This is a genomic window from Ruegeria sp. AM4, from assembly GCF_056540665.1.
The window spans coordinates 697,518-709,405 of record NZ_JBQFXD010000001.1 but is presented as its reverse complement, the minus strand read 5'-3'; the positions used below and the strand labels follow the sequence as shown (position 1 = coordinate 709,405).

The window sequence follows — 11,888 nt, the reverse complement described above, 5'->3', positions numbered from 1 at the left end:
TTGCCTCAGCGGCGGCGTGATTCCAGCGTATTCTGCTGTCCGACCACGCGGACCAGACGTATCCCGTCCAGTTGCTTTCGACTGACACCAACCGCGTCCGACACCATACGAGATCGCGGTGTTCCCTGCGCCGTGGCATAGACCGGGTAGCTCACGCGAAACGTATATTCCAACACCCCGTTCTTGGCGTTTTCCTCGCTTTCCACACGAACCAGGCGGGCGTTGAAGGCTCCCTGACGTGTGGCGGTCCCCGAGGCGTAGATGATCGCGCCTGTTGGTGTCGGATTGATCTGCAACTCGTCAACGACCGTGATTGGAATGCTTGTGTCCTCGGCCTCGGGCCGGGAAAACAGCCCGACGCCACCCTCATCTCCCTGGTCGGGGAGCAACGCGTTTGCATCATCGGGTGACGGGGGCGCATCGCTGCTAGTACTGCTGCCAAACCAGTTCGTCGGGTTTGCACGCGAATCGCGCCAACTGCTGCAAGCGGAAAGGGCGAGGGCGGAAACCAGAAGAACAGATAGAGTTTTGTGCATGGACCCAACACTTTGCGCAACTTGACTTGCAACGGGTTAACGCAAATTCCGCGGCTTGAAAAGCCACGGCTGGGGCTGGACAGCGGGTAAAGCCCGGCATAGTCACAATTGTGATCGCGCAATGTAAGGATACGCCCCGTCATGGCCACACCCGCCTTTGAAGAGATCGTCGAGGATTTCGAATTCCTGGAAGATTGGGAAGACCGCTATCGCCATGTGATCGACCAGGGCAAAGCGATGGCGCCGCTGGATGAGGCGTTCAAAGTACCGGCGACCAAGGTGAATGGCTGTGCCAGTCAGGTATGGCTACATCCCGTGATCGAAGGTGGAACTTTTCGTTTTGATGGCGACAGCGATGCCCTGATCGTACGCGGGCTGATCGCCGTGTTGCGGCGCCTTTATAACGGGCTGCCCGTTGCAGCAGTCGCAGGAGTGGACGCGGGGGCGGAGCTGGCACGGCTGGGCCTGAACGATCACTTGTCGGCCCAACGATCGAACGGATTGCGTGCGATGGTGGAACGTATTCGCGAGGTCGCGCTGGCGCAGGCTTAAACCTGGGGCTTGGTGCGCGTCGCCCAATCTGACAACGTGGTCGCCAGATCGCCATACCCGGTCAACCTACGCTCAAACGCCAGGCCCATCCGGTCGGCACATTCCTGAGCGCGTCTCGTAAGCTCCGGATTGTCAGTTTGGGCCTGATAAACCAACTTGGTGTAATTGCCGAAATACATGTCGCGCAGCTCGGGGTGCCGATCCAGGCCCAGTGGCTTCCAGACAAAGGCGTCGAACTGCCGCGCCAGAAAATCGGTGAGATAAAAAGCAGTTGTCTCGTCTTCTTGATGGCTGGCAAAGACGTCATTGCCTTCGAAGAATGAATAGCAATGTGGGCCTTTGATCATTTCGACGCCCAACCGTTCACAGGCCTGTTGCAGCAACCCTCCGGTTCCGCAATCTGCATAGACGACAAATATCTTATCGAATTGAGCGCGGTGCTTGGCCACGGCCTCTTCGACGGCCTGTGTGATCTTTTCCGGGTATACATGGAGGATTGCGGGCAGGCAGGTCAGCGACATGTGATCCCAGCCGTTGCGCTTTTTCAGGTCAAGGATTTCGCGTGCCAGCGCCCCACAAGCCAGCAAAAGAATGCGGCCAGGCCGGTTTTGTTCCGTATAGCCGTCGGTTGTCAGGCTTGCGTCATCTGGCGGTGTGCTGTGTTGCATGGGTCCGATCCGGCAGGGATTGCCTCATCAAATGCCGATTTCCGGCCACTGGCAAGCCTGCTACCGACATCCCGTATCAGGCCACCGACGCGTAGGTTTCGTACATGCGCAGCGACGGTCTTGCGGTGGGGCCGTAGGCGACAAGCCCGTGGGTTTTCAGTTCGGGAAACAAAGTCAGGACTTCCCGGCGGGTTTCCGCATCCAGGCTGCTCATCCCCAGAACGCCGGGGTGAAAGCTCTCGCTTGGGCAATTTTCGGCCCAGACAAGTTCATGTCGATCGAACAACAGGTGAAAATAGGTCACCAATCCGCCGGGCTGAAGTACGATGTCGCGACCGTTAATCAACTGCTTCGCGGGCGCAAGCGCCTCGGCGTGGCCGGTATGAAGCTCGACCCGCCAGTTCCGGATCAACATCCGGTGCTGCTGAGACACAAGCAGATCGCGCGAATTACCCAGCGCACCCGCCTTGAACAGGACCGGGGCAAAGGCCCCTTCGGCGCGCACTGTACGGGATCCAACCCAGCGGAGCGTTTGTAATCCGTTGTCCAGGGTTTTGACCTTGGCGCCCGCTGAGAGGTGTTCAACCGGAACCGGGCCTTTGTCCGTATCGATAAGTGTCCCCGTCGTGAAACAGGTTGCGATGTTCCATTCCTGCCGATTGGCAGTCAGACCGGTCGCGGTGTCCGTCAGCACGCTGTTGAGGGTCAGCGACTGGATGCCCTTGTCCTCGAGCGCTGCCTGATCTGCGTTGGCCGAAAACTCCGGTACAAGGAAGGTATTGCCAAATGTATCTTGCGCGATAACCGCCGAGATATCAGCTGTTGTTCCATCGACATAGGTGATCGTAGCATTGTACGCCACGGCTGCGTCGAAGGTCAGATTGAACGTGCCGTTGATCTGGAAAGAGTCGTTCTCGACCGTGTTGTCGTTGTTGTAGGTGCCTCCGGGATTGCCCAGAGGGCTCCACGAAAAGGCGTTGTTCAACAAGGGATCGCCCGGGCCGCCAAAGGTCTGACCAACCAACGCACCGGCGTTTTCTGCCGTTGCATTGCCTTCGGTCGGATCGATCAGGGTAAGATTGCCGAGAAACAGTACATTAAAGGTCGTGGGCATTGGAATCCTAAACAAACTGGTTAACGCGCAGCCAGCTAACATGCAGCCGAACGGTGTGCAAACCAGCCGTTACCTTATTCCCGTAAGGTTACGTAATCGTGAACAAAAAAAGCCGCCCGGTGACGGGCGGCCTTGTCTTGCAATCAGCTGAGTTGATCAGCCTGCCAATTGGTTGTGCTTGCGCGAAACGAAATCCTTGGCCGTCTCCACGGCAACGGCTGCGTCGCGGCAATATGCGTCTGCGCCAATCGCTTTGCCGAACTCTTCGTTCAAAGGCGCGCCGCCAACCAGAACGATATAGTCGTCGCGCAGCCCTTGTTCGACCAACGTGTCGATGACCACCTTCATATAGGGCATCGTCGTGGTCAGCAGGGCCGACATTCCCAGAATGTCAGGCTGTTCGGTTTCCAGCGCCTCAAGATAGTTTTCAACCGGGTTGTTGATGCCGATATCGACAACTTCGAAGCCCGCGCCTTCCATCATCATCGACACAAGGTTCTTGCCGATGTCGTGGATGTCACCTTTGACGGTGCCGATAACCATTTTGCCAACACGCGGCGCTCCGGTTTCTGCCAGCAGCGGTTTGAGGATCGCCATGCCGCCTTTCATCGCGTTGGCGGCCAGCAGAACCTCTGGCACAAACAGGATACCATCGCGGAAATCGTGGCCCACGATAGTCATGCCACCGACCAACGCCTTGGTCAGAATGTCGTAGGGCGTCCATCCGCGTTCCAGCAAGATGTTCACACCTTCTTCGATCTCTTCCTTCAGGCCATCATAGAGATCATCGAACATCTGTTCGACAAGCTCTTCGTCATTGAGTTCCGACAGGACGATGTCTTCTTCATCGGACATGGGGCGATTCCCTGTGCTGAGTGGGCGCGCGGCCCAAAGTGGCATTTTTTCCGTTTTGACCATTTCGTCGCAGGTCTACTTTCACGATTGCGACCTCGGTCGTTCCGGGACCGACGTTTAGAATAGATATTCAATCTTTGCAGTGGAAATATTTGCAAGATTTTTCTGTGCAAGATTCATCTTCCCCTTAGGTTCCCGGCGCTGGCCGAGCTTGCCAAATTTCGCTGCCGCGCCTACAAGGGAGAGATGAGAACAAAAGGGAAACAAATGACCGTTCGGGCAGAAACCCCGGGGCGCGGTGCGGCCTCGAACGAAAGCGGGCGGTTTGAGAGGTTTGCCACCTTTGATGCACCAGACGGTTGGGATCTGGAGGAAGATCTACCGGTTCTACGTACCGAAGTTCGGGATGAAATTGCCCGCAGCCTGATCACCTATAACAAGTCGCCGGACCTGCCTTTCGATCGCTCAATCAACCCGTACCGGGGGTGTGAGCATGGGTGCATCTATTGCTTCGCGCGACCGACGCATGCCTATCTGGGGATGTCGCCAGGGCTGGACTTTGAAACCCGACTGATTGCCCGGCCCAACGCAGCCGAAATCCTGCGGCGCGAACTGTCGAAACCGCGCTACAAGGTGGCGACGGTCGCGCTGGGAACCAATACGGACCCGTATCAGCCAATCGAGAAAAATCGCGAAATCACAAGGTCCTGTCTGGAGGTTCTGCAAGAGTTTCGCCACCCGGTCGGTATCGTATCCAAAGGTTCGTTGATCGAGCGCGACGTTGATATTCTGGCGCCAATGGCGAAGCAGGGGCTGGTGCGGGTCGGAATATCGTTGACCACGCTCGATGCAGGTTTGTCGCGACGGATGGAGCCGCGCGCACCATCGCCAAAGCGGCGGCTGCGTATGATCGAACGGCTGACCGGGGCAGGGGTGCCGGTGCGCGTCATGACCTCACCCATCGTTCCCGGATTGACGGATCACGAGGTCGAGCATTTGTTGGAAGCGGGCAAACAGGCGGGTGCGGATGCGGCCAGCTGGATCATGCTGCGCCTACCGCGCGAGGTCTCGGACTTGTGGAAGGCTTGGTTAGCTGAGCACGAACCTGGCCGCGCAGACAAGGTCATGGCGCGTCTGCGCGACATGCATGGCGGCAAAGAATATGATCCGCGTTGGGGCCACCGGATGCGAGGCGAGGGCGAGTATGCCAGTGTCATCGCGCAACGTTTCAAGGCGGCTTGCAAGCGGTTGGGTCTGCGCATCAAATCCGCGCCTTTGCGGACTGATCTGTTCAGCGTTCCACCTCAACCCGGTGAACAGATGCGTCTGTTCTGAAATCTGTCAGAAACTTATGCCGATCCCGACGGTATAGCCGTTCACCGTATCGCTGCCGTAATACCGTACCATAAGGCGCGTCGTGGTGACCCAGGGGACCCAGGTATCGGACAGATCGACCTCAATCCCTCCTCCGACCCGTGCAAGCCAGTCGGTCCCCAGAACCAGCGATTGATCACCGATCAGGTAGGAATAGGAAAAGTCACCGACCCAGCGAACCGGACGTCCGAACATGCGCTTGCCCGTAGGAAATCGATAGCGGGTCCATAGAACGGCATTGGCGGCGGTGGATTGAATTAGAAGGTCTTCGTCATCACCGATCGGCCAATATTCGATATGGGTGTACCGAATGCTCATCTCGAATTCGCGGTCATTCGACAACGGGCGCGCATAATCCAGCGTCAGCGATCCACCAGCTCCGCCGGCCCAAAGACCACCGCTTTTTACAAAGTCGCGCTCGATTCCCAACCGATTGGCAATCACCTGCGTCGCTACCGAGGCGTCAGTCTGCGTGCGCCCAATCGAAATATGGGCCATCGGCGTTATCTTCCACCGCTCCCCCAGATCGAACTGATAGCCTATTCCACCCGTGACCGCCGCACTGGTCCATTTCAGCGGCAATCTGGTCGTCTCACCGGTTCCGGAAAAGAACAGCACCGGATCATAACGCGCATATCCGATATATCCCTCCAGATAGATCGGAACCCCTTCGGAAAGCCGGAACCCCCCGCCAAGCTGGGCCGACTTAAAGTCATAGTCGCGGTCGCCAGTATTGGACTGCAACGAGATGGCACTGGCTGAATCGTCTGGGATACCGGCAAGCCCCATGACCGCCAGCGACCCGGCGGCATTTTCGCGTTGAATTTTCTCGAACGCTCTTTCCGCGAACCCCTGCGCCAAGGCGGGGCCGGATATCAGCAGGGCGGCCAGAACGGCGGGAACAAAAAGCCGGAACATCATCGCAACATGAGACTAGGATTATGCGGCGACCTTAGGCATCGCATACCGCAACGGAAAGCACGCTTGGCCTCGGAGCGTAATTTTTGCTTGCGGGGGCAACAATTCGGTAACACCGTCGAAGGTCGCCACAAAAAAAGGCCCCGAACGATCCGGGGCCTTAGTGTTTTGGATAACCTGCGGTTTAGCGGTTTTCGATATCCACATAGTCGCGCTCGGTCTCGCCCAGATAGAGCTGACGCGGACGACCGATCTTGTTCTGCGGATCTGCGATCATTTCTTTCCATTGGCTGACCCAGCCGACAGTCCGAGACAGCGCGAAGATCGGGGTGAACATCGAGGTCGGGAAGCCCATCGCTTCGAGGATGATACCGGAATAGAAATCGACATTTGGGAACAGTTTCTTCTCGGCGAAATACGGATCTTCCAGCGCTTCGCGCTCCAGTTCCTTGGCGACCTGAAGCTTGGGGTTGTTCTCGATTCCCAGCAGATCCAGAACTTCATCCGCTGATTGCTTCATCACCTTGGCGCGCGGGTCAAAGTTCTTATAGACGCGGTGGCCAAAGCCCATCAGGCGGAACGGGTCGTTCTTGTCCTTGGCGCGCGCGATGTATTCGGGGATGCGATCGACGCTGCCGATTTCTTCCAGCATTTCCAGGCAGGCCTGGTTCGCGCCGCCGTGGGCCGGTCCCCACAGACATGCGATGCCGGCAGCGATACAGGCGAACGGGTTGGCCCCTGACGACGACGCCAGACGCACGGTCGAGGTCGATGCGTTCTGTTCGTGATCTGCGTGCAGAGTGAAGATGCGATCCATTGCGCGGCTGAGGATCGGGTTGACCTCATATTCCTCGGCCGGAACGCTAAAGCACATGCGCAGGAAGTTCGACGCATAGTCCAGATCGTTACGCGGATACACGAAGGGCTGACCGGTATGGTACTTGTAAGCCCAGGCCGCGATCGTTGGCATTTTTGCGATCAGGCGGTGCGAAGCGACCTCGCGCTGGCGCGGATCGTGAATATCGGTCGAATCGTGATAGAAGGCCGACATCGCGCCAACGACACCCACCATGATCGCCATCGGATGCGCGTCGCGACGGAAGCCGCGATAGAAATACTGCATTTGTTCGTGCAGCATGGTGTGGCGGGTGATTGTTGTCTCGAACTGCTCCAGATCCTTGGCCGCAGGCAATTCTCCGTAAAGCAGCAGATAGCAGACCTCGAGGAAATGAGACTTTTCGGCCAGCTGATCGATGGGATAACCCCGATGAAGCAGCTCACCTTTGTCGCCGTCGATATAGGTGATCGTGCTGTCGCAACTTGCGGTCGAGGTAAAGCCGGGATCGTAGGTAAAGACACCAGCATCGCCGTATAACTTGCGAATATCGACAACGTCGGGACCAGCGGTTGGCGAATGGATTGGAAGCTCGTATTCCTTGCCGTGGACAGTCAGAGTGGCGGTCTTGTTGCTATCGGTCATTTTGTCCCTTCCTCATTCATCACGCGTCGAATCGCTGTCCGACTTTGCGGGCAACGGCTGCGCAAGGATGCGCAGTCCGGGTGTTAGCGGAGCAGCGTTACCCGATTGTGAAGATCAGGTTGATTCCACTGCATCAGAAAGCCGCGCCAAGGTTTCATCGCGCCCAAGCACAAGCATCATGTCAAAAACCGAAGGTGTCACAGCCCGCCCTGCCAATACAGCCCTTAGTGGCCCTGCCAGTTTGCCGAACTTTACCCCTTTCGCTTCTGCGAACGAATTGAGGGTTTCCTCCAGTCCATTTCGTGACCAGCTAGCATTTTGCAACTGCGGCGTCAATTCGTTCAGTATACCGTCGGATACAGATTCAAGCGCTTTTGCCGCCTTCTCATCAGGGGTCACCGGGCGATGTGTCAGGACAAAATGTGCTTTTTCAAGCAGTTCTGGAAACGTTCGGGCTCGGTCTTTGAGGCAATACATCGCACGTTCCAAATCACTGGATTGTGTTTGACTCAACGCCGCATGCCCGGCAGCCGCCAAATAACCACCAATTTCCTGCCGCAGCGCAGCATCGTCTGAAACCGCAATATGCTGACCGCAGAGATTCTCGAGCTTCTTGAGGTCGAACCGGGCCGGGCTTTTGCCGATTCCGTTCAGATCGAACCATTCCTTTGCTTGCTGATCGGTAAAGAATTCATCGTCACCGTGGCTCCAGCCCAAACGCGCAAGGTAGTTGCGCATTCCGGCGGCCGGATAGCCCATCGCCTGATATTCCTGCGCGCCCAACGCGCCGTGGCGTTTCGACAGCTTCTTGCCGTCAGGTCCATGGATCAGCGGGATATGCGTCCAGACCGGCACGTCCCAATCCAACGCCTGGTAGATCATCATCTGACGCGCAGCGTTGATGAGGTGATCGTCGCCCCGGATCACGTGGGTTACACCCATATCGTGATCGTCCACCACAACCGCGAGCATGTAAACGGGCGTACCGTCCGAGCGCAGCAGGATCATGTCGTCCAACTGGTCGTTGCGAATGGTGACATCGCCCTGTACCTGGTCGCGGATCACCGTGGTTCCGTCTTGCGGAGCCCTGATGCGGATCGCAAACGGCGCATCCGGGTGCGTCGCGGGGTCGGCATCGCGCCAAGGGCTGCGAAACAGGGTGGATTTCCCCTCGACCCGGGCCTGTTCGCGGAAAGCAGCGATCTCTTCCTGGGTCGAAAAACACTTGTAAGCCTTGCCCTCTGCCAACAGTTGGCGCGCCACCTCGGCGTGACGTTCAGCGCCTTCGAACTGACTGATGACATCGCCATCGTGATCTAACCCAAGCCATTGCATTCCTTGCAGTATTGCGGCTGTTGCTTCGGGTGTGGACCGTTCGCGATCGGTATCTTCGATCCGCAGCAGGAACTTGCCGCCGCGCCCGCGGGCGTAGAGCCAATTGAACAGCGCGGTGCGCGCGCCGCCGATATGCAGAAAACCTGTTGGCGAAGGGGCGAAACGGGTGACGACCTGGTCGGACATTGTGTTGATTAACCTTTTGGTAACCGCGACGGGCATAGAGTTGAGGCCTGTCTAACGAGCCCGAAGGACGGGGGCAACCATGGGTGTTCTGGCACGGGTCGAGGTCGCGTTGCTGCAACAGCGTGGGCATCTGTTCGTCTGGGCTCCGATTTGCCTCGCATCTGGTATCGGTCTGTATTTTGGGCTCAGGTTCGAACCCGATGCGATGACATATACGTTTGTGGTTTCGACTCTGATTTCCGCAGGGTTTCTGGCCCGAACGCTGAACGCCGCATGGAGTCCACTTGCAATCGCTCTGGCTTTGGTCGCGGCTGGTTTTCTTCTGGCCGGAACCCGGGCGCATTCCGTGGCCGAGCCGGTGCTGAGCTGGCGGTATTATGGGCCGATCGAAGGGCGCGTCGTTGCGCTGGACCGTTCAGCTTCGGACGCGCTGCGGGTGACACTGGATCATGTGCGGCTGGAAGATATACCAAAGGGCGAACGGCCGTATCGGGTCCGGTTGTCCCTGCACGGTGGCGACGCCGAACTGAAGCCTGGCCAACGCATCATGACAACCGGCCATTTGTCTCCACCACAGGGGCCTGTGGAGCCGGGAGGGTTCGATTTTCGCCGCCATGCCTGGTTTCAGGGCCTTGGCGCGGTGGGATACACGCGGGTGCCGGTTCTGACCGCCGCCTCGGCTGAAAGTGGTGCAGATGGTGTGCGTGTCACCAGTTGGCGCATGGCAATCTCGAACCATGTTCGCCGGGTTCTGCCCGGCGAGGTTGGAGGGTTTGCCGCCGCGGTCACGACCGGAGATCGCAGCGGCATGCAGCAAGAGACGCTGAACGCGCTGCGCGCATCGAACCTGGCGCATTTGCTCGCCATTTCGGGGCTCCATATGGGTTTGCTGACCGGGTTTGTCTTTGTGGCATTTCGGATCGGTCTTTCAGCAATTCCGTCTCTGGCGTTGCGTTTACCGGTTCGCAAAATTGCGGCGGTGCTGGCTTTGTTTGCGGCCATGATCTATCTGGCGTTGTCGGGCGGAAACGTGGCGACCGAACGCGCCTTTATCATGGTATCGGTGATGCTGGGCGCAGTTCTGGTGGATCGCAGGGCGATATCCTTGCGCGCAGTGGCCCTGGCTGCGGTGATCGTACTGACCTTACGGCCCGAGTCGCTGTTAAGCCCGGGTTTCCAGATGTCCTTCGCGGCAACAACCGCGCTGGTCGCTGTCTTTGGGGCGCTGCGCGATTTCGGACGTTTGCCCGGACCCAAATGGATGAAGCCGGTGGTTGGTGTTGTTCTGTCCTCGGCCATCGCCGGCCTCGCCACCGCACCAATCGGGGCCGCGCATTTCAACACAATGTCGCACTATGGGTTGATCGCAAACCTTTTGTCCGTTCCGGTCATGGGAACGCTTGTGGTGCCTGCGGCTGTGGTGGCCGCGTTGCTGGCTCCGTTTGGGCTGGACTGGATGGCTCTCAAGGTGATGGGCGTCGGTTTGAGCTGGATTCTGATGGTCGCAGATCGGGTGTCGGGGCTGGATGGCGCGCAAGGCTATGTGGTCAGCCCACCGGAATTTCTGCTGCCTGTTCTGGCCCTCAGCCTGCTTTGGATCATTCTATGGCAGGGCCGTGCGCGCTGGGTTGGCCTGATACCAGCCGCGTTGGTTATGACATTTTGGGGGCAGGGGCATCGGCCCGAGGTTCTGGTGGCCGATAGCGGGGGGTTGATCGGTGCCATGACGGAACAGGGTCGTGCCCTGAGCAAAAGCAAGGGCAGCGGTTTTGTCGCCTCGGTCTGGTTGGAAAACGACGGCGACAGTGTGGATCAACCCTTGGCAGCAACGCGCTGGCCCGGTGAGGGCGATCCGATAAAGAGATTCCTGATCGGCGGTAAGGAAATGGTTCACATTACTGGCAAGCGCGCCGCGCAGGGGTTCGATGAATGCGCGGCGCACCAGATCGTGATCTCTCCGGTCGCTTTGAAACTGACCGGAGACTGCGTGTTCTATGATGCACAATCGCTCATGAAAACCGGCAGTCTGGCGCTGGACAAAGGGCGCATTGTCACAAGCGCTGACATCTCGGGTCGGCGTCTGTGGTCGCCGGGCAGGGTGGATCAGTAACTGCGGATCAGACCAACCAGACGGCCCTGCACCTTGACCTTGTCCTCGGGCAGAACGCGGGTTTCGTAAGCGGGGTTGGCAGCCTCAAGCGCAATGGCGTGGCCACGACGGAAGAACCGTTTCAACGTGGCCTCCTGATCTTCGACCAGAGCCACAACAATGTCGCCATTGTCTGCCGCCGAGGTTTCGCGGATCACCACCACATCGCCATCATTGATGCCCGCATCGATCATCGAATCCCCGCGCACTTCGAGCGCGTAGTGTTCGCCCTTGCCCGAAATCATCGACCCGGGCACCGCGACCCGGTGCGAGACATGGCTGATCGCCTCGATCGGGACACCAGCTGCGATGCGACCCATGACAGGCAGTTCCATCGCGTCGACAGTGACGGGTTCGAAATTTGCCGGACGCGGCCCAGTGGGTCTATCGCCTTCAATCACGCGCGGATTGAAGCCCGCTGTCGGCTCACCACCCAAACTTTCGGGCAGTTTGACAATTTCGATGGCGCGGGCGCGATGCGCGAGGCGTCGGATAAAGCCGCGTTCCTCGAGCGCGGTTATCAATCGGTGAATACCGGATTTGGACCTTAGGTCCAAAGCGGCCTTCATTTCATCGAAACTGGGGGGAACACCGTCCGCTTGCACGCGTTTATGGATGAATTCCAGCAAATCCAACTGCTTCTTGGTTAGCATCGCTCACACCTCGTCGCTTATGCGTTTCTTTTTGTTCTACGCATGTTCACGTTTTGTGTCAACGAGTT

Annotated in this window: 11 protein-coding genes; 3 read left to right on the top strand and 8 right to left on the bottom strand. The window is 58.1% G+C overall.

Going from position 1 to position 11,888, the window contains the following annotated elements; all coding sequences use genetic code 11:
• Positions 1–5: 5 nt before the first annotated feature.
• Positions 6–389 (bottom strand): hypothetical protein, encoded by a 384-nt coding sequence (locus tag ACR0JA_RS03500; RefSeq protein WP_480570037.1) that lies wholly within the window; start codon positions 387–389, stop codon positions 6–8.
• Between the two features lie 288 nt (positions 390–677).
• On the opposite strand from ACR0JA_RS03500, the gene ACR0JA_RS03495 reads away from it, so the two are divergent.
• Entirely contained in the window at positions 678–1,088 is a 411-nt protein-coding gene (locus tag ACR0JA_RS03495; protein ID WP_480570034.1) for a SufE family protein, read from the top strand.
• On the opposite strand, the gene ACR0JA_RS03490 is transcribed toward ACR0JA_RS03495, so the two are convergent.
• The 3 genes from ACR0JA_RS03490 to ACR0JA_RS03480 form a co-directional block, all read right to left on the bottom strand.
• Complete coding sequence (locus ACR0JA_RS03490) at positions 1,085–1,756, bottom strand: DUF1638 domain-containing protein (RefSeq protein ID WP_480570031.1); 672 nt, start codon at positions 1,754–1,756, stop codon at positions 1,085–1,087. The genes ACR0JA_RS03495 and ACR0JA_RS03490 overlap by 4 nt on opposite strands.
• 76 nt (positions 1,757–1,832) lie before the next feature.
• The gene (locus ACR0JA_RS03485) at positions 1,833–2,870 is read right to left on the bottom strand and encodes a Hint domain-containing protein (RefSeq protein WP_480570028.1); all 1,038 of its coding nucleotides are present in this window, start codon (positions 2,868–2,870) and stop codon (positions 1,833–1,835) included.
• Positions 2,871–3,026: 156 nt separating this feature from the next.
• On the bottom strand, positions 3,027–3,725 hold the full coding sequence (locus tag ACR0JA_RS03480) for a corrinoid protein (RefSeq protein ID WP_480570025.1): 699 nt from the start codon (positions 3,723–3,725) through the stop codon (positions 3,027–3,029).
• Between the two features lie 267 nt (positions 3,726–3,992).
• On the opposite strand from ACR0JA_RS03480, the gene ACR0JA_RS03475 reads away from it, so the two are divergent.
• Positions 3,993–5,060 (top strand): PA0069 family radical SAM protein, encoded by a 1,068-nt coding sequence (locus ACR0JA_RS03475; protein ID WP_480570022.1) that lies wholly within the window; start codon positions 3,993–3,995, stop codon positions 5,058–5,060.
• A gap of 6 nt (positions 5,061–5,066) precedes the next feature.
• Here ACR0JA_RS03475 and ACR0JA_RS03470 read toward each other — a convergent pair whose 3' ends face one another.
• From ACR0JA_RS03470 to gltX, 3 genes are all read right to left on the bottom strand, one after another.
• The gene (locus ACR0JA_RS03470; RefSeq protein ID WP_480570019.1) at positions 5,067–6,017 is read right to left on the bottom strand and encodes an autotransporter outer membrane beta-barrel domain-containing protein; all 951 of its coding nucleotides are present in this window, start codon (positions 6,015–6,017) and stop codon (positions 5,067–5,069) included.
• A gap of 184 nt (positions 6,018–6,201) precedes the next feature.
• The gene (gene gltA, locus ACR0JA_RS03465; protein WP_480570016.1) at positions 6,202–7,497 is read right to left on the bottom strand and encodes a citrate synthase; all 1,296 of its coding nucleotides are present in this window, start codon (positions 7,495–7,497) and stop codon (positions 6,202–6,204) included.
• A 114-nt stretch (positions 7,498–7,611) separates the two neighbouring features.
• Complete coding sequence (gene gltX, locus ACR0JA_RS03460; RefSeq protein ID WP_480570014.1) at positions 7,612–9,018, bottom strand: glutamate--tRNA ligase; 1,407 nt, start codon at positions 9,016–9,018, stop codon at positions 7,612–7,614.
• 79 nt (positions 9,019–9,097) lie between these two features.
• On the opposite strand from gltX, the gene ACR0JA_RS03455 reads away from it, so the two are divergent.
• Complete coding sequence (locus ACR0JA_RS03455) at positions 9,098–11,128, top strand: ComEC/Rec2 family competence protein (RefSeq protein WP_480570011.1); 2,031 nt, start codon at positions 9,098–9,100, stop codon at positions 11,126–11,128.
• Here ACR0JA_RS03455 and lexA read toward each other — a convergent pair.
• Entirely contained in the window at positions 11,122–11,820 is a 699-nt protein-coding gene (lexA, locus tag ACR0JA_RS03450; RefSeq protein WP_480570008.1) for a transcriptional repressor LexA, read from the bottom strand. The two genes, ACR0JA_RS03455 and lexA, sit on opposite strands and share 7 nt — an antisense overlap.
• Positions 11,821–11,888 lie beyond the last annotated feature (68 nt).

What these genes read in the sequence shown, in the direction of transcription:
- ACR0JA_RS03495 (WP_480570034.1), top strand. Translation starts at nt 678, where the DNA reads ATGGCCACACCCGCCTTTGAAGAGATCGTCGAGGATTTCGAATTCCTG.
- ACR0JA_RS03490 (WP_480570031.1), bottom strand. Translation starts at nt 1,756, where the DNA reads ATGCAACACAGCACACCGCCAGATGACGCAAGCCTGACAACCGACGGC.
- ACR0JA_RS03485 (WP_480570028.1), bottom strand. Translation starts at nt 2,870, where the DNA reads ATGCCCACGACCTTTAATGTACTGTTTCTCGGCAATCTTACCCTGATC.
- ACR0JA_RS03480 (WP_480570025.1), bottom strand. Translation starts at nt 3,725, where the DNA reads ATGTCCGATGAAGAAGACATCGTCCTGTCGGAACTCAATGACGAAGAG.
- ACR0JA_RS03475 (WP_480570022.1), top strand. Translation starts at nt 3,993, where the DNA reads ATGACCGTTCGGGCAGAAACCCCGGGGCGCGGTGCGGCCTCGAACGAA.
- ACR0JA_RS03470 (WP_480570019.1), bottom strand. Translation starts at nt 6,017, where the DNA reads ATGTTCCGGCTTTTTGTTCCCGCCGTTCTGGCCGCCCTGCTGATATCC.
- gltA (WP_480570016.1), bottom strand. Translation starts at nt 7,497, where the DNA reads ATGACCGATAGCAACAAGACCGCCACTCTGACTGTCCACGGCAAGGAA.
- gltX (WP_480570014.1), bottom strand. Translation starts at nt 9,018, where the DNA reads ATGTCCGACCAGGTCGTCACCCGTTTCGCCCCTTCGCCAACAGGTTTT.
- ACR0JA_RS03455 (WP_480570011.1), top strand. Translation starts at nt 9,098, where the DNA reads ATGGGTGTTCTGGCACGGGTCGAGGTCGCGTTGCTGCAACAGCGTGGG.
- lexA (WP_480570008.1), bottom strand. Translation starts at nt 11,820, where the DNA reads ATGCTAACCAAGAAGCAGTTGGATTTGCTGGAATTCATCCATAAACGC.